The 18098-nt window shown below is 62.5% G+C and carries 11 protein-coding genes; 4 read left to right on the plus strand and 7 right to left on the minus strand.

Going from position 1 to position 18098, the window contains the following annotated elements:
• The first annotated feature begins 220 nt into the window (after nt 1-220).
• On the plus strand, nt 221-1459 hold the full coding sequence (locus AC5WNJ_RS13140) for a pyridoxal phosphate-dependent aminotransferase (protein ID WP_043334294.1): 1239 nt from the start codon (nt 221-223) through the stop codon (nt 1457-1459).
• Nucleotides 1460-1666: 207 nt separating this feature from the next.
• Nucleotides 1667-2566, plus strand: a complete 900-nt coding sequence (gene htpX / locus AC5WNJ_RS13145) for a protease HtpX (protein WP_176677779.1) — start codon at nt 1667-1669, stop codon at nt 2564-2566.
• Between the two features lie 102 nt (nt 2567-2668).
• Here htpX and nhaC read toward each other — a convergent pair whose 3' ends face one another.
• Nucleotides 2669-4225, minus strand: coding sequence for a Na+/H+ antiporter NhaC (gene nhaC / locus AC5WNJ_RS13150; protein ID WP_495929896.1), 1557 nt, complete (start codon nt 4223-4225; stop codon nt 2669-2671).
• A 303-nt stretch (nt 4226-4528) separates the two neighbouring features.
• Nucleotides 4529-5707 carry a 4-phosphoerythronate dehydrogenase PdxB gene (gene pdxB, locus AC5WNJ_RS13155; RefSeq protein ID WP_495929898.1) on the minus strand — a complete coding sequence of 393 codons (1179 nt, stop codon included), beginning with the start codon at nt 5705-5707 and terminating at the stop codon, nt 4529-4531.
• 211 nt (nt 5708-5918) lie between these two features.
• On the opposite strand from pdxB, the gene AC5WNJ_RS13160 reads away from it, so the two are divergent.
• Nucleotides 5919-6197 carry a WGR domain-containing protein gene (locus tag AC5WNJ_RS13160; protein ID WP_043334304.1) on the plus strand — a complete coding sequence of 93 codons (279 nt, stop codon included), beginning with the start codon at nt 5919-5921 and terminating at the stop codon, nt 6195-6197.
• Between the two features lie 93 nt (nt 6198-6290).
• Here the strand turns inward: AC5WNJ_RS13160 and AC5WNJ_RS13165 are convergent, their stop codons facing one another.
• Both AC5WNJ_RS13165 and rlmKL read right to left on the minus strand, forming a co-directional pair.
• Nucleotides 6291-6641, minus strand: coding sequence for a glutaredoxin family protein (locus AC5WNJ_RS13165; protein WP_176677782.1), 351 nt, complete (start codon nt 6639-6641; stop codon nt 6291-6293).
• Between the two features lie 3 nt (nt 6642-6644).
• Nucleotides 6645-8861: a bifunctional 23S rRNA (guanine(2069)-N(7))-methyltransferase RlmK/23S rRNA (guanine(2445)-N(2))-methyltransferase RlmL gene (gene rlmKL, locus AC5WNJ_RS13170; protein ID WP_192837427.1), complete on the minus strand. Its 2217-nt coding sequence runs from the start codon at nt 8859-8861 to the stop codon at nt 6645-6647.
• Nucleotides 8862-9348: 487 nt separating this feature from the next.
• Here rlmKL and rmf point away from each other — a divergent pair, with 487 nt between their 5' ends.
• Complete coding sequence (gene rmf / locus AC5WNJ_RS13175; protein WP_043334308.1) at nt 9349-9558, plus strand: ribosome modulation factor; 210 nt, start codon at nt 9349-9351, stop codon at nt 9556-9558.
• 833 nt (nt 9559-10391) lie between these two features.
• On the opposite strand, the gene AC5WNJ_RS13180 is transcribed toward rmf, so the two are convergent.
• The 3 genes from AC5WNJ_RS13180 to AC5WNJ_RS13190 form a co-directional block, all read right to left on the minus strand.
• Nucleotides 10392-11435: a quinone-dependent dihydroorotate dehydrogenase gene (locus AC5WNJ_RS13180; protein ID WP_495929899.1), complete on the minus strand. Its 1044-nt coding sequence runs from the start codon at nt 11433-11435 to the stop codon at nt 10392-10394.
• A gap of 231 nt (nt 11436-11666) precedes the next feature.
• Nucleotides 11667-12812: a hypothetical protein gene (locus AC5WNJ_RS13185; protein ID WP_495929900.1), complete on the minus strand. Its 1146-nt coding sequence runs from the start codon at nt 12810-12812 to the stop codon at nt 11667-11669.
• A 331-nt stretch (nt 12813-13143) separates the two neighbouring features.
• Complete coding sequence (locus AC5WNJ_RS13190) at nt 13144-17982, minus strand: NAD-glutamate dehydrogenase (RefSeq protein WP_253061501.1); 4839 nt, start codon at nt 17980-17982, stop codon at nt 13144-13146.
• Nucleotides 17983-18098 lie beyond the last annotated feature (116 nt).

The raw sequence follows: 18098 nt of genomic DNA on the forward strand, positions 1-18098 counted from the left end.
CTAACGCGACTCTCTTCTGGCTCCCACCCGCGGGAGAGGCTTGAACGCCAGTTGAAAATCCCGCCAGAAAACCTCTGGCGGGATTTTTTTCTGCCTGAACATCTCAAACCACAAATTTAACCACGCTATTGGCCCTTGGCCGTGGCGCGGCAGGCCAGCGCCGCGATATGCTGGACGCTCGCCCCTACACCTTACGTGACGGAGATCTACGGAAAGCATCATGGATACCGAGCAAAGAAAGCCCCGCGAAATTCGCAAGTCACACAAGCTGGACAACGTCTGCTATGACATTCGCGGGCCGGTTCTCGAACACGCCAAGCGTCTCGAGGACGAGGGCCATCGCATTCTCAAGCTCAATATCGGCAACCCGGCGCCCTTCGGCTTCGAGGCACCGGAAGAGATTCTGCAGGACGTGATGCGCAACCTGCCGACAGCGCAGGGCTATTGTGATTCCAAGGGGCTTTACTCTGCGCGCAAGGCGATCATGCAGGAGTGCCAGCGCAAGGATATCCAGGGTGTCGGGATCGAGGACATCTATGTCGGCAACGGCGTCTCGGAGCTGATCGTGCTGGCCATGCAGGCATTGCTCGATGATGGCGACGAGCTGCTGGTACCGGCGCCGGATTACCCGCTATGGACCGCTGCCGCCAACCTGGCCGGTGGTCGCGCCGTGCACTATCTGTGTGACGAAGCGCAGGACTGGGCGCCCTCCATCGAGGACATCCGCGCCAAGGTGACCAGCCACACCAAGGGCATCGTGCTGATCAATCCGAACAATCCGACCGGCGCGGTCTATCCGCCCGCGGTGGTAAAGGACATCCTGCAGGTCGCGCGCGAATTCGGTCTGGTGGTGTTCTCTGACGAGATCTACGACAAGATCCTCTATGACGGTACCGAGCACGTCTCCACCGGCGCGCTGGCCGATGATCTGCTGGTCGTGACCATGAACGGTCTGTCCAAGAGCTACCGCTGCGCGGGCTTCCGCTCCGGCTGGATGATTCTCTCCGGCGACAAGCGCCCGGCGGCCGACTTCATCTCCGGCCTCGACATGCTGGCCAGCATGCGCCTGTGCGCCAATGTGCCGGCGCAGCACGCCATCCAGACGGCGCTCGGCGGCTATCAGTCGATCAATGATCTGGTACTGCCGGGCGGACGCCTGCTGGCCCAGCGTGACGCGGCCTGGAAGAAGCTCAACGAGATTCCCGGCGTCAGCTGCGTGAAGCCCAAGGGCGCGCTCTACATGTTCCCGCGGCTCGACCCCGAGATGTACCCCTTCGAGGACGATCAGCAGATGGTGCTGGAGCTGTTGCTGGAAGAGAAGATGCTGCTGGTGCAGGGCACCGCCTTCAACTGGCCGAATCCGGACCACCTGCGCATCGTCACCCTGCCCTACGCCGACCAGCTGGAAGAAGCCATCGAGCGCCTCGGCCGCTTCCTGGCGCGACGTCGCAAGGCCTGACATCGGCCCGGCCCCGCGATCAAGGGGCTACGCAGGTCACCTCCAGTGGTGATACCTTGCTGTCCTTGCAGATCGTTCTTGCAGACTGTTCTTGCAGACTATCGACGCAATTTCTGCCCGCGCCACCGCCAGTGATTCATCTCACTGTCAGTATCGCGGGCAGATAATTGTGCCCTACCGATATATTGGCATTGGAGACCTGACCCCATGATGCGGATAGCCCTTTTCCTGATCACCAACCTGGCGGTGGTGCTGCTGGCCAGTGTCACGCTGCGCCTGCTGGGCTTCGATGGCTACATGGAAGCCAACGGCATCAACTACACGGCGCTGCTGATCTTCTGCTTCATCATCGGCATGGCCGGTTCCGTGATCTCGCTGTTCCTGTCCAAGACGATGGCCAAGTCCTCGACCGGCACCGTGATCATCGAACAGCCGCAGAACGACACCGAGCGCTGGCTGCTGGACACCGTCGGTGAACTGGCGCGCGACGCTGGCATCAAGATGCCGGAAGTCGGCATCTTCCCGGCGCAGCAATCCAATGCCTTCGCCACCGGCTGGAACCGCAATGATGCGCTGGTCGCCGTCTCGGCCGGCCTGCTCAATCGCATGCGCCCCGAGGAAGTGCGCGCCGTGCTGGCGCACGAGATCGGCCACGTCGCCAACGGCGACATGGTGACGCTGACGCTGATCCAGGGCGTGGTGAATACCTTCGTGATGTTCTTCGCGCGTATCGCCGCACACGCCATCGACGCCTTCCTCAAGCGCGATGACGAGAATGGCGGCCTGGGCTTCTTCGGCTACATGGCCGTGGTCTTCGTGCTCGAACTGCTGCTGGGCCTGGTGGCCTCGATGATCGTCGCCTGGTTCTCGCGCTGGCGCGAATACCGTGCCGATGCCGCAGGCGCAGGCCTGGCGGGCAGCGGCTCGATGATCAACGCCCTGGCTCGCCTAAAGCAGGAACATGAGCTGCCGGACCAGATGCCCGACACCATGACCGCCTTCGCCATCACCACCGGCAAGAGCCGCAAGCTGATGGAGCAACTGTTCGCCAGCCACCCGCCGCTGGATGACCGTATCGCCGCGCTCAAGGCCGCTGCCTACAAGTAAGCTGCGCCAATCCTGCACGGCCTGATTGACCCCTGCAGACAGCAAAAAGCCCGCCACGTGATCCACGTGGCGGGCTTTTTCTCTTTATCCCTCAGGGCTGAGTCAGCGTGACTCCAAGGTCTCGTGGGGCGTATCCAGCACCAGCGACTCGGCCAGCGGCGTCGGCTCCACACCTTCAGCTCCCTCGCCTTCTTCAAGGCGCTCCAGCTTGAAGCCGACCATGGCGTAGGCCACCGCCAGCGCCAGATTGATCAGGTTGAACAGCGCAAAGGGTAGATAGCTCAAGGTCGCGACGCCGAGGGTGGCCGCCATGTAGGCGCCGCAGCTGTTCCAGGGAATCAGCGGCGAGGTGATGGTGCCGGAATCTTCCAGCGCGCGTGACAGGTTGACCGGCGCCAGGCGGCGGCGACGGAACTCGGCGCGATACATGCGCCCCGGCAGGATGACCGAGATGTACTGATCGCCGGTCACCACGTTGGAGGCCAGGCAGGTCCCCAGTGTGGTGATGACCAGCGAACCGGCGTTGCGTGTCGCGCCCAGCAGGCTCTTCACCAGGCGCTCCAGCAGGCCAAGACGCTCGATCACGCCACCGAAGGTCATCGCCGACAGGATCAGCCACACGGTGTTGAGCATGCTGCTCATGCCGCCCTTGGAGAGCAGCGAGTCGATCACCTCATCACCGCTGTGGGAGACATAGCCATCGAACATCGACATCCACACCCCCTTGAGCAGCGCCATGGCGGTGGACATGTCAGTGACGCTTGCCAGCCCCACCACCGCCTGCGGCTGGAAGATGACCGCGAAGACGGCGCCCAACGCCGCGCCGATGAAGATGGCCGGGAAGGCGGGCATCTGACGCACGGCCATCACCAGCAGCACCAGGAGTGGAATCAGCAGGTGCAGTCCGATGTTGAACTGCTCGCCCAGCCGGGCACGCAGATTGGCAACCTGCTCCGGCGTCTGCAGGCTGGAGACGGAGTCATGGCCGAGCCACAGAAAGCCTGCCAGCGCGAGCAGGATGCTGGGCACGGTCGTCCACAGCATGTGACGAATATGCGCGAACAGCGTGGTGCCGGCCGCTGCCGGCGCCAGGTTGGTGGTATCGGACAGCGGCGAGAGCTTGTCACCGAAGTAGGCCCCGGAAATCACCGCGCCGGCGGTAATCGCCTCGGACAGCCCCAGGCCATCGGCGATACCGATCAGGCCGATGCCGATGGTACCGGCGACCGTCCACGAGCTGCCCACCGACAGCGCCACCAGCGCGCACAGCAGACAGGCGGAGGCATAGAAGTACTGCGGCGCGATCACGTCCAGACCGTAATAGATCATCGCCGGCACGGTGCCGCCGAGAATCCAGGTGCCGATCATCGCGCCGACCGCCAGCAGGATCAGGATCGCGCCCAGCGAGATCTGGATGCCCTTGTTGATCCCCTCTTCGATATCGCTCCAGCGATAGCCGTTCTTGAGACCGATGATCCCTGCGATCATCGCGCCGGACAGCAGCGCGACCTGATTGGGCCCCCAGGAGGCATCGGCACCGAACAGCACCACCGCCAGCACCAGCATGGCGATGACCAGCACGATGGGAATCAGGGCATCCAGCAGAGAAGGCGGACGATAGCCGCTGTCCTCAGCAGAGTTATCAGGGTGTTGTTGCATTCAAGACACCATCTTCAAGAAATGAGGACGCCGACACGCCGCGTGATGACGGGCATGGCAGAAGACACGGAGAAAGGGGAGCAACGCCGCAGCGTCAGGCGGGGCATGCCGTCAAGGCCAGCCCCGGCGCGTGTCGCCAGGCGATCTGGGGCGCATTATATCGACCAAGGTCGCAGACCGAAACGGTCATGGATGCAGCCATGCCACAAGGCTCTCGTCCATCAGGCGACCTCCACAACGCGAACGCCCCCGCTAGCAGGGCTGACGGGGGCGTTGCAGGGCGGCTTGCGAATCACGCCGTGATCATTTGCTGACCAGCTTGACGCGGGAGAAGCCGAAGCCCTCGAGCACCTCTCGCAGTTCGCGGGCATTCTTCTTGAGCTCGACACGCAATGTGGAGAACTCGCGACGCAGCGGATATTCGCGTCGATAACGCACGAACCCCTCGGCATTGCCGAAACGACGCTGATAGCGACGCAGACCCAGCGCATCGCGGCGCACGTCATAGCAGGCGCGTACGCAGAGTCCCAGCGCCTCTTCCGGCGGCGCCCAACCCGTCAGCACCAGCTTGCGCAGCCACGGGTCCGGCTTGAGCTGGCCCAGCTTGCGGCGCGCCGGCAGCCCGAAGTGACGGCAGGCCTGCTGATAGATGATCTCGGTGCCCTGCATCTTGCCATCCAGGCTATGCCCGGCGATGTGCGGCGTGGCGATGTCCACCAGTGCGGCCAGCTCGGCATCGATATCCGGCTCGTTTTCCCACACATCCAGCACGGTCAGCAGATCAGCCTGCTCCTTGAGGCGCTGCTTGAGCGCCGCGGTATCGACACAGCCTCCGCGGCCGGCACTCAGCAGCACGCTGCCGGGCTTCAAGGCGCGGATGCGCTCGGCATTGATCAGATGATGGGTCGGATGCTCGCCACCGGTGACCATCGGGGTGTGCACACAGATGACATCACACTCGGCGACCAGCTCATCGAGGTCCACGAAGCGGGACTTCTCGGGGCGCTCATCGCTCTGGCCCTCAAGCGCGGCACGCGGCGGGTCACAGACCAGCACCTCTGCACCCAGCGACTCGAGACGCTTGACCAGCCGTGACCCGACCTGACCGGCCCCGACCACGCCGAAGCGGCGGTCCAGCTGCAGGTCCAGCCCTTCCTGCTCGGCCAGATGCCACAGCGACGACAGCACGTAATCCACCACCGAGTCGGCATTGCAGCCCGGCGCGTTGGTGAAGTGGATATCGTTGGCCGCGAGCCATTCGAGATCGGCATGGTCGGTGCCGATGATCGGCGAGCCGACGAAGCGCACCCGCGTTCCTTCCAACAGCGCCTGATCCACGCGCAAGGTAGAGCGACAGATCAGCATGTCGACGTCCTTGAGGACGGCATTGGTGATCTCGCGAGTCGGCATGCAGGTCACCTCTCCCAGTTCGGAGAAGAATTCCTCTGCCAGAGGGACGTTATCGTCCACGATGATGTGCATCTGTTGCCTTTCCTTGCTGTGGCAATGAGTGTCGCTGCGGGTTCACGGGCCAACATGAGCGCCTGAGTGACTTCACACCTTGCCGCAAGGCACGTGAAGATTACAATGGTATGCTTGCTTGCCCGCCGCCGTGCCATCTTAGGCGCACGCAACGGGCGTCACAAGCTCATGATTGAGTCCAGCCACCATCGTTTCGCCTCGGGAGTCACGCGTGATCATCCGCTGGGAAAGCCACCACGATTACGTTCTGGTCCATGTGCATCAGGACATGTTCGGCGACTGGATCGTCAGCCGCTCATGGGGCCAGATAGGCACCCAGTTCGGCGGATTGAAGCACGATCTCGCCGAAAGCCACGAGCAGGCCATGACCTGGGTCAGCGACCTCGCCCACATCCAGGCCTCACGCGGCTACACTAAGGTGCTGGAGGCCACGGCCGATAGCCCGGAAGCCGAAGACGCCATGCGCCAGATGTCGCTGCTGGAGAGCTAGTACGCAGCACGGTGCCAGACACGAAAAGACCGCCGCTACCCTGAGGTAGCGGCGGTCTTTTTGCACCAACTTCTAGCGACATATCTGCGCCGCTCAGCGCAGAAAGCGACGCCCGTTGCGCAGGGTGAGGCCCTGCAGCTCAGTGGCTGGGTCGTGCTCGGCTGGGGGCGTCATTTCGACGCCCTGCTCGAGGCGCTGCTCGACGCCCTGCGCGCGCAACCATTCCAGCAATACCTCTTCGCCATCGGCCAGCGAATACTCCGCCCCCGATGTGCTTGCCAGCACGGGAATTCGCGTCGCGTAACGCTCGCTCAACTGCGCATCGAAGGCAATCTCGACCCGCGTGAGCGTGACATCCGCCCCCAACGCCTGCAGCGTGGCTTCCAGCCGAGCACACAGATGACAGCCCGCCGTGGTGTAGAGCCACAGCGGGATGCTGGCCATAACTCAGCCCTTCACGTCGCTGGCGCGACGGATTCGGAAGACGTGGTGGATATCCGGGCGACGCTTGAAGTCCGGGTCCAGCAGCTTGCGCGACAGGTCTTCCACCACATGGTGCTGGCTGACGCTGTCATCCATCACGAAACGACGATGGTTGTTGGAGAAGATCAGCGTGCCGCCCGGTGCCAGACTGGCCATCGCCAGGTCGATCAGGCGTGCGTGATCACGCTGAATATCCAGGGTGCCTTCCATCTTCTTGGAATTGGAGAAGGTCGGCGGGTCGAGGAAGATCAGGTCGAACTCCTCGCGGGAGCGCTCCAGCCACTTCAGGCAGTCGGCACGCACCAGCTGATGGCGCTTCTCGCTGATGCCGTTGAGCTTGAAGTTCTCGCGCCCCCAGTCCAGATAGGTATTGGACATGTCGACGCTGACGCTCTCGCTGGCACCGCCCAGCACCGCATGCACGGTCGCCGTCGCGGTATAGCAGAACAGGTTGAGCACCCGCTTGCCGTCCGCTTCCTTGCCCAGCAGCTTGCGCACCGGACGGTGATCCAGGAACAGGCCGGTATCCAGGTAGTCCTTGAGATTCACCCACAGCCTGGCATCGCCTTCCTGCACCTCGATACGCTGACCAGAGCTGTCCTGGCGCGTGTACTGCGCCTTGCCCGCCTGACGCGTGCGTTGCTTGATATGGATATCGTTGGGCGAGCAGCCCAGCACCTGCGGAATCGCCGCCAGTGCATCCATCAGGCGACGCTGCGCCTGACTGGCATCCACGGACTTGGGCGGCGTGTATTCCTGCACGTGCACGTGACGGCCATAGATATCGATGGCCAGCGCGTACTCCGGCATGTCGGCATCGTAGAGACGATAACAGGTGGTACCGCTCTGCTTGAGCCAGCGCGCCAGTGACTTCTGGTTCTTCTTGAGGCGATTGGCGAACATCTGGCCGCCCTCGCTCAGCGCGGGCTGACTGCGGGCATCTTCGGCCACGCTGTCTTCGTCAACCGCACGCTCACGCGCCGCCACATCGATCATCAACAGCTTGCAATCGAGCTGGCCGTTGCGGAAGGCGTACTGACGATGCGCCCGCAGACCGAGACGGTGACCGAGATCCGGATTGCCGGTGAACATGCCCAGCGTCCAGCCGCCGAAGTGACGCTTCATGCGCTCACCCAGGCTTGCGTAGAGCGGCACCAGTGCCGGTAGCTCGCCCAGACGCTCACCGTAGGGCGGGTTGGTCATCACCAGGCCAGTGGTGGCGCCCTCGGGACAGGTCAGCTCGGCGACGGAGGCGCCTTCCAGCTCGATCAGCGCCGGAATTCCCGCACGCATGGCGTTGGAGCGCGCGGCAGAAATCGCCTGCGGACTGTGATCACGCCCGAACAGACGCGCGGTGACCTTGCGCCGCCCGGCAATGGCACGCTGCTCCATCTCTTCCCACAGGCCCTTCCAGATGCGCTCGTCATGGCGCCCCCAGTGGCGGCAGGCGAAGTCCTGGTTCAGCGACTGCGGCGCGATATCCGCCGCCATCAAGGCCGCTTCGATCAGCAACGTGCCGGAGCCGCACATCGGGTCGACCAGGCTCTCGCCACGCGCCGCACGCGCCGGCCAGTCGGCCCGCATCAGCAGGGCCGCCGCCAGGTTCTCCTTGAGTGGCGCATGGGCGAGATCAGGACGGTAGCCACGCTGGTGCAGACTGCGACCCACAAGGTCGATGCCCAGGGTGATGTAGCCATTGTGCAGGTGCGCGTAGATGCGCAGATCTGCATTCTTGCCATCGACGGTCGGCTTGTTGCGGCCTTCCTCGAACATCGCCTCGACGATGCCGTCCTTGACGGTCTGGGCACCGAAGAAGGTGTGGCGAATATCTTTCCATGTCCCGTGGAAATCGACGGCGATGGATGCACGATCCGGTAACTCCATCGCCCAATCGACACCCGCACTCGCCTTGCGCAGTTGCTCGCCGGTGTCGACGCCACCCACGCGAGTGAGCAGACGAATGATGCGGTTGGCCAGTCGCGACCACAGGATGGTGCGGTAGGCGGTTTCCTGGCTACCGTTGAAGTGTACGCCAGCGACGGTCGTGCCAGTCACCTCGGCACCCAGAGCCGTCAGCTCATCGGCCAGCAGCGTTTCGATGCCACGCGGGCAGGTCGCAAACCAGGTAGAGAGCGAGTTGCTGGGCGCGCGGGGTGTAGTCGCAGAGGTCGTATCAGTCATGAATCTCTCACCGGCAGGCGCCGGACTTATTCCTGTGAGTTGGCTTCTGGCACTAGCGATATTCCTATACGGCTGTCGACAAGCCAGAGGCAGTGTTCTAAAAACTATAGGTGTAGCTGCAATTCGGAAAGGTGACACGCCATGCGAAATCGAGGATCAAGGGACACGAGCCTCATTCGGGCAGCCTGTCTGTGCCGCTCAGGAGATCGGACTTCCGGCACGGCAAGGCAGTCGCTCTTTCACCATCACGCTCGAGCATATACAGGCAAGACCTTCCATCATCTCACACTCGTGACCTTTTCCGACAATAATGGCCAACGACGCGAGGTGATGATGCACGAGGCCGGCAGTGCCCGACAGGGCATCGGCCAACTCTCTCACTCGGCATGTCCAATGGCAGGGCAACCGCGGCCAGACAAGGTCTCGCCGGGTATGTCTCGCCATCACTGACACGCAGTGCCGATGGGTTCTCACTTAGAGGTCATCCATGAAGAGACAGAAACGTGATCGCTTTCAGCGTGCCTATGTTCACGGCTACAAGGCTGGTGTCACCGGCCGTTCCCGTGATGATTGTCCCAGTATCGATGTCAATCTACGTGAATTCTGGATGAGCGGCTGGCGTGAAGGCCGCGGGGACCAATGGTCGGGAATGACCGGCGTCTCCGGCATCCACAAGAACCCCATGGTGCTCAGCTGAGCACCGCATGACGCCAAGGTTCATCATCCGCGACCAGGAGGTCATCCCATTTCAGGAAAGCGGCACGTCACGGAATGACACTGGCAATACGGCGCCTGGCGCCCTTCACCCCGCCGACGCAGCCTGATGCGCTGCCCAAGCGGATTCTCCGGCATCACGCCACCGCCTCCTGACAAGTTACAGGGTCGGCTGGCACGTACAGAGAGGACTCGAGGTGTTCACGGTGAGTCGGTTTAGCGACATCACCCGGAAAATCCCACGGAAGTCGCCCAGCGACACGTCAAATCACCAGGGAGGTAACGCCTTATTTCTATCTTGATGACGCGCGGCACTGACAGGCAAGAGACGCAGTAGGCAATGGGGCCGACTCGCTTCACTTCCTGAAAGGCCGAGATGTTGGCGCTCGTGTCGTTTCAATCGTGGTATGGCTCCAGAAGAGGAGGCGCAGCAGGCGACGGCCTGCGAGGACGACGGTCCAGCGCGGAGCACGACACGGGCAAACGTTCACCTTGACTGCATCAGCAGGTTCTTTCCAGGCCTGCTTCAACCATCCACGCACCCGATGAGCTCAAGGGGCCAACCCCCAACCGCCGTTTCTGACGGCAAAAGCGCTTCGCATCGTGCACGCTGGCTGGACATGGCAGCCAACACGACAATGGCAGATCACGCATAACTTCCCTGCCGTTGTCTTATCATCATTCACGCCGGTACCGAGGCCGCCTTCTGATGTCAGGAGGCGGCTTTTCCGTGTCTGCCCTTCCCCACTCGCCCCTCTCTTGAAGCGCCGTGAGCGAAGGGTGCCAGCATCACGCTGTGTCTGAGCCCAGCCCGGATCACACCTTGATCAGGGTATCGGCCTTCTCCAGTGCGCGCGCGCACTCACCGATCAATGCCGGGCCGCGGTAGATCAGCCCGGAATACAGCTGCACCAGATCCGCCCCCGCGGCAATCTTCTCACGCGCACTCTCGCCGTCGGTGATACCGCCCACACCGATGATCGGCATGTTCGGCAGCGCTTCACGCAGGCCACGGATCACCCGCGTCGACGATTCACGCACCGGGGCGCCGGAAAGTCCGCCCGCCTCCTGCGCATGCGGACTACCCGCGACCGCCGTGCGCTCGATGGTGGTGTTGGTGGCGATGACGCCATCGATGCCGTTGTCCGCCAACGCCCGCGCCACGAACAGGATTTCCTCGCTGTCCATGTCGGGCGCGATCTTGATCACCAGCGGCACCTTCCTGCCGCGCTCGGCATCGAGCTGATCGCAACGCTGGCGAAGCCCGGCCAGCAGCTGGCTGAGATGATCACCGAACTGAAGATTGCGCAGCCCCGGGGTATTGGGCGACGAGATGTTGGCGGTGATGTAGTCGGCATGCGCATGTACGGCATCGAGGCAGACCAGATAGTCGCTCAATGCATCATCCACTGCCGTAGTCAGGTTCTTGCCGATGTTGATCCCCAACACGACACCAAAGGCAGCACGCGCCTGACTGGCCTTGACCTTCGCGACCAGATGCTCGACCCCGGCATTGTTGAAGCCCATGCGGTTGATGATCGCCCGATGCTCCGGCAGCCGGAACAGACGTGGCTTGGGATTGCCGTCCTGCCCTTTCGGCGTCACCGTGCCGACCTCCACGAATCCGAAGCCCAAAGCGGCAAGCGCATCAAGGTGATCGGCATTCTTGTCGAGACCTGCCGCCAGGCCAACGCGATTGGGGAATTCGAGCCCCATCAGCGAGACCGGATCACGCGGCGCTTCACCGCCCAGACCGCGCGCCATGCCGAGGCGATGTGCCATGTCCAGCGCACTCAGCGTCACACCATGAGCTGTTTCCGGGTCGAGCTTGAAAAGAAGCGAGCGAGCAAACGAGTACATGATGATCTCCAGACAGCGGACGGCAGGGTCGTGACGACAGCATAGCTGGGCGCGAAGTATACCCGAAGCCCGCGAGGACAGACACTGCGCGCCGGCACGCTCGCGCTGCTATCGATAAAATCGCTCACGCCAAGGCCGGCAGCATTACTCATGCTCAGGGCAACAAGAAAGGGCGGCCCGCTGGGCCGCCCTTGTGTCACACCCGACTATGACGGGGTCATGCCCTGCAGATCATTTCACGTCGAGCTGCTGCACGCGCACGGTGTAGTTGTTGACGCCCTGCATGGAGGAGCCGAACTTCTGACCGCTGACCCAGACGGTGTAACGCCCCGGCTCCAGCACGGTCTTGAGGTGGAAGTCGCCCTGGAAGCCTTCGCCCTTGTCGCTGGCGACGGTGTTGCCGTTCTCGTCGAGCAGACGCATCTCAAGCTTGTAGGTGCCCTCGCTGCCCGGGAAGGTCTCACTATCGATGGTCACGGTGCCGCGGTCCGCGACATCGAAGGTCATGACCTCGCCCTTCTCGAGAATGCGCACATCGGTGACGATCTCGTCGAAACGACGATCCGGCTCCGCTTCGGCCTCGGTTTCCGTCACGGCTGCACTGCCCGTGGCAGCAGCCGTCGTGGCGGCAGCGGCAGACGTCTCGGCTGCAGCAGTCGCGGCTGCCGAAGTAGTAGCGGCGGCGCCTGTGGCAGAAGCAGCGCCTTCAGCTGCCGCATTGCCCGTTTCGGCCGCCTTCTTCTCGCGGGCGGCCTGTTCGGCGGCGGCCACGGTGGCCGGCTTGATGGTCGCGACCTCATCGTTGGCATCGACGAAGGCGGTACGACGGCCATCGCCATCGGTGTCGAGGAAGACCAGGCCGTTGCCGGTCTCGATGCCGCTTTCCTCGGCAGACAGCTTCTCGCCACTCTCGCTCAGGCCTGCGACGTTGATCTCATAGGTGTTGCCGCCCGACTTGCCAGCCCCCAGCTTGTCGGCGCGCACCCGTAGCTTGTAGACGCCCGGCTCAAGCTCGGTATTCATGGTCAAGCCATCGGAGGCCCTGTCACCTTCTGCAGTGGCCACGACCTCACCCTGCTCACTCTCGAGCGTGGCTTTCATGGTGTAGGGGTCGGTCACATCGAAACTGGCGACGCCATCGATTTCGTAGCGTCCGGCTTCCTTGATGGTGAACTGGTGCACGCTGGTACCACCGAACTGGAAGTTCTGGCTGTGGGCATCACTGCGCGACTTGAGGAACTTGGAGATGTCCAGCTTGCCTGCCGCTTCTTCTGCACGCTGCTGAGCGGGGCTGCCATCGGCCAGCACGGTCTGGGATGCCAGAGTGGACAGGCCGAGCGCGAGGGCGCAGGCGAGGGGTAATGCACGATGTGACATGGTGTCTCTGCCTTGTTGTACTGATGCTTTGAAAACAGAAGCCTCCAGCGAGCGCCGCAGCGACTCCGAGACTTGAAATGAGAGTCTGATAATCAAGGACTGAAAACAGGGTCTGCAGAAAAGGATCCCCCATCAGGGCCTGTATCAGTCTGTGCACTGGTCACCACTCAGCATACCAGACAGCTGACGACAGTTACCTTACCGCAGGCTTCAGCTATCACTTTTTTATCTATCCCCCATGAAAAAGCCCTCACCGAGAGTGAGGGCTTCGATCAGCGAGTCACCAGCTACTCGCCACTTGTGTCAGCTCTTGCTGCATTCGAGGCGAGTCTCAGGCTTCGCGCTTGGACTCGGCCAGATCGACCAGCTCGCGCAGGGCGACCGCGAACAGCGGGAAGCTCAGCTGAGCACCGCCCTTCATCTCGCCGAGCAGTGAGCACCAGCGGCTGACCAGACTTTCATGGCTGGCCATCCAGCTGTCGACACGCTCATCGATCTCGCGCGGTGCATTGTCCTGCTTGAGCACGCTGACGGTCAGGGCCAGCTGCTGACGATCGAGATCATCGCGGAAGCTTTCACGTGCCTGCGCCTGCCAGCTGTCCTGCACCTCAAGGCCGTTGATCTTGTCACCGACCCACGGCAGCTCCAGACGATGGCCGATGCCGTAGAAGGCTTCTGCCACGCGATTGATCTTCTCGCCGGTCGCCTTGGCCGCCTCGATGATGCCAAGCCCTGCATAGAGGCTTGAGGTCGCGGCGATGGTGCTGGCCAGGGCCTCCGGCACGCCTGCCTCGACATAGCTGTCGCGACGCGCTTCCCAGTTCTCGCGGGCTTCGCCCTTGAGACGCTCACCGATGCTCTCGGAGAGCTGGGCCAGACGCGGGGCGAAGTGGCCGATGCATTCCTTGACGCCCATGGCGCTGCGCTGACGCAGGAACCAGCGAGTGGCACGACGCATCAGGCGCATCAGATCGCCCATCATGCGGTACTGCAGTTCTGCCGGCACCTGGTGATCGAGGGCCTCGATCTGGGTCCACAGCGCTTCCAGATTGAAGCTGTCACGCGCCACGATGTAGGCACGCGCGATTTCCGCCTTGTCGGCACCAGTGGTGTCTTCCAGGCGACGCACGAAGGCGATGCCCATGTGGTCGACCAGGTCATTGGCGATCTGGGTCGCGGCGATTTCACGCTTCAGACGGTGCTGGTACATCTCTTCCGGGAAGCGCTCCATCAGCACGCGCGGGAAGGCGCGCTCGAGGTGCTGCTGCACGTAGCTGTCGTCCGGCACGTCAGAGGCGATCAAGCTGGTCTTGAGATCGCTCTTGGCGTAGGAGACCAGCACGGACAGTTCCGGCAGGGTCAGGGCTTCACCGGCGTTGGAACGCTCGATCAGCGCCTCATCGGATGGCAGGAACTCGAGTTCACGGTCCAGGGTGCCGGCCGCTTCCAGCTCATTGATGAAGCGACGGAAGACGCCCATGCCTTCCTTGGACTGCTGCTCGGAGAGCGACAGTGCCTGGGTCTGGCGATAGTTGTCCTTGATCACCAGCTCGCCGACTTCGTCGGTCATCTCGGCCAGCTGCTGATTGCGTTGCTTGTCGGTCAGGTCACCGCGGGCAACGATGTCATCCAGCAGGATCTTGATGTTGACCTCGTGATCCGAGCAGTTCACGCCACCGGCATTGTCGATGAAGTCGGTGTTGACGCGCACGCCACGCTTGGCCGCAGCTTCCATGCGCCCACGCTGGGTCAGCCCCAGGTTGCCGCCTTCGCCCACTACCTTGCAGCGCAGCTCACGGCCGTCGATGCGCAGGCCATCGTTGGCCTTGTCGCCAACCTCGGCGTGAGTCTCGGTGGACGCCTTGACGTAGGTCCCGATACCGCCGTTCCAGATCAGGTCGACCTGCGCCTTGAGCATCGCGTTGATCAGCTCGTTAGGCGCCAGATGGTCAGCACTGATATCGAAGACTTCCTTCATCTGCGGGCTGATGGCGATGGTCTTGGCATCACGCGAGAACAGACCGCCGCCTTCGCTGATCAGGCTCTTGTCGTAGTCGTCCCAGCTGGAACGCGGCAGACGGAACAGACGCTCGCGCTCGGCGAAGCTCTTCGCGGTGTCCGGATTCGGATCGACGAAAATGTTGCGGTGGTTGAAGGCACCGACCAGACGAATCTTCTCGGACAGCAGCATGCCGTTGCCGAAGACGTCACCGGCCATGTCACCGATACCGACCACACTGAACTCATCTTCCTGGATGTTGATGCCCATCTCGCGGAAATGACGCTGCACGCTGACCCAGGCGCCCTTGGCGGTGATGCCCATGCCCTTGTGGTCGTAACCGTTGGCGCCACCGGAGGCGAAGGCATCGCCCAGCCAGAAGCCGTACTCGTTGGAGATGGCGTTGGCGATGTCGGAGAAGGTCGCGGTGCCCTTGTCGGCCGCGACGACCATGTAGGGGTCGTCTTCGTCGTAACGCACGACGGCCGTCGGGGCCACCACCTCACCACCGGACAGGTTGTCGGTGATGTCGAGCAGTGCGCGGATGAAGATCTGGTAGCAGGCGATACCTTCCTTCTGGATCACGTCGCGGTCGGTGGTTTCCGGCATGCGCTTGCAGACGAAACCGCCCTTGGCGCCGACCGGCACGATGACCGCGTTCTTGACCTGCTGTGCCTTGACCAGACCCAGCACCTCGGTGCGGAAATCCTCATGACGGTCAGACCAGCGCAGGCCGCCACGTGCGACCTTGCCGCCACGCAGGTGAACACCTTCGACGCGCGGCGAGTAGACGAAGATCTCGAACATCGGGCGCGGCTTCGGCACGTCCGGAATCTGACGGGTATCGAGCTTGAAGCTGATGTAGTCCTTGGCCTGGCCATCTTCTGCCGGCTGGAAGAAGTTGGTACGCAACGTGGCCATCATCAGATCGACGTAGCGACGCAGCAGGCGGTCGTCGTTCAGGCTGGAGACCTGGTCGAGCAGACCATTGATGCGCTCGCGGCAGGCGTTGACGTCATCCTCGCCACCCTGCCCCTGCGGGTCGAAGCGCAGGTTGAACAGCTGCACCAGCTCGCGGGTGATGTCCGGATGGCTGCCCAGCGCATTGGCGATGTAGGCCTGGGAGAGACCGAAGCGGATCTGCTTCAGGTAACGCGCGTAGGCACGCAGCATCGCCACTTCACGCCAGTCCAGGCCAGAGCCGATGATCAGGCGGTTGAAGGCATCGGATTCGGCTTCGCCGGACCAGATCTTCTTGAAGGCTTCGATGAAGCTCTCGCGCACTTCGGAGAGCTCGACTGCGCCCTTGCCGTGATGCTCGAGATCGAAATCGTGTATCCAGCAGGAGGAATCGGTGCGGGTGATCTCGTAGGGACGCTCACCGATGACACGCAGGCCGAGGTTTTCCAGCACCGGCAGTACGTCGGAGAGCGGAATCGGCTGATGCTTGTGGAACAGCTTCAGGTTGACGCCGGAGTTGTCGTCCTCGACCAGACGATAGGTGCTCAGGCCGACGGCCTGACCTTCGTCCAGCGCGCGCAGGTGGCCCACATCATAGACAGCGGTGCGCGGCGAGAAGTCGTCACGGTAGCTGCCCGGGAAGGCATCACGGTAGCGAGTCATCAGCTCGTTGGCCTGCTCTTCACCGAAGCCTTCGACCATGGCGGCGTGCAGTTCGTCACGCCAGCTGCGGGCCAGCTGAGCGATCTTGTTCTCCAGCGCGCGCATGTCGTACTGGCCCGGTTCATCGCCCTTGAAGCGCAGGATGAACTGGATACGCGTCAGCACGGACTCGGACAGATACGGCGTGAAGTCACCGAAGGTGGCGTTCAGCTCTTCACACAGCAGATTCTGGATGCGCACGCGCAGGTCGGTGGAGTAGACATCGCGCGGCACGAACACCAGTACCGAGAAGAACTTGCCGAAGCGGTCTTCACGCACGATCAGACGCACGCGACGACGCTCACGGATGTTGAGAATGCTGGTGGCGGTACGGGTCAGCTCGTCCGTGGAGATCTGGAAGAGGTCATCACGCGGATAGACTTCCAGAATCTGCAGCAGGTGCTTGCCATTGTGGCCCTTCGGGTTGACGCCGGCGGCTTCCATGACGTCCTGCACCTTGCGACGCAGAATCGGCACGTTGCGCGGGCTCTGGTTGTACACCGTGGAAGTGTAGAGCCCCAGGAAGCGGCGCTCGCCGATCACGCGGCCTTCTTCATCGAAGCGCTCGACGGTGATGTAGTCCGGGTAGGCCGGACGATGCACGCGGGCGTGGAAGGCGCTCTTGGCGAAGGACAGCAGCTCCGGGATCAGCACGTACTGATCGCTGTTGACGCTCTGCTGGTGACGCGACTGCTCGTGATAGCGATCAAGATCCAGCTTGAGCACGCCAAGCTCCGAGCCTTCGACCTTGTTCAGCACGCGGGTGCCGTCTTCCTGCTCGTCGACGGTGTACTCGTCATAGCCCAGGAAGGTGAAGTGGTCGTTGCCCATCCACTGCATGAAGTCGCAGGCTTCCTTATGGTCAGCCTCGGAGACAGTCGGCGGACGGTTGTCACGCAACTCCTGCAGCGCTTGGGCGCCCTGGCTGCGCATGGCGTCGAAGTCAGCGACGGCAACGCGCACTTCGGCCAGCACTTCACGCAGGCTGGTCTCGAGGTCTTCCAGTGTCTCGGCGTCGTTGTGACGATCGACCTCGATGTAGATCAGCGACTCGCGGTGCTGCGGGGCGTTCTCGGCACGTGGTGCCGTCACGCGCTCCAGCTGACCGGCGTCATCACGTGCGACGGCCAGCACGGCGTTGTGGATGGCGTGAACGGTGATGCCACGACGATTGAGCTCGATACGCACGGAATCGACCAGGAATGGCATGTCCGGGTGCAGCACTTCGATGATGGTGTGCGTCGACTGCCAGCCATGCTTCTCGAAGTCCGGGTTGTAGGCGCGCACCTTGGGAGCCTCGAGGCTCTGCAGGAAGTGCCATACGGCCAGGGTGGAACCGTAGAGGTCATCCAGCTTGCGCTCGGCCATGTCCTCGAAGGAGGCCGTTGCGTGATAGTCGCGCGCAAACGCCGCGATCACGTCCACCTTGTCCTTGGGAAGTCGCTTGTCCAGCTGCTCTTCGAGCTGCGCAAGAAATTCCTGCTTGCCGTCCGTCGCCACGTGTAGCATCAATCACCTCGACTGACCTGATGGATGTATCAGGGAAAATAGTCATAGAGAGTCTGCGCCAACCAAAAGGCGTGGCAGCACAGACTCATGCAGTGCATCACAGACTAGCGCAGTCT

The organism is Cobetia sp. PDI-23MA (genome assembly GCF_059507735.1).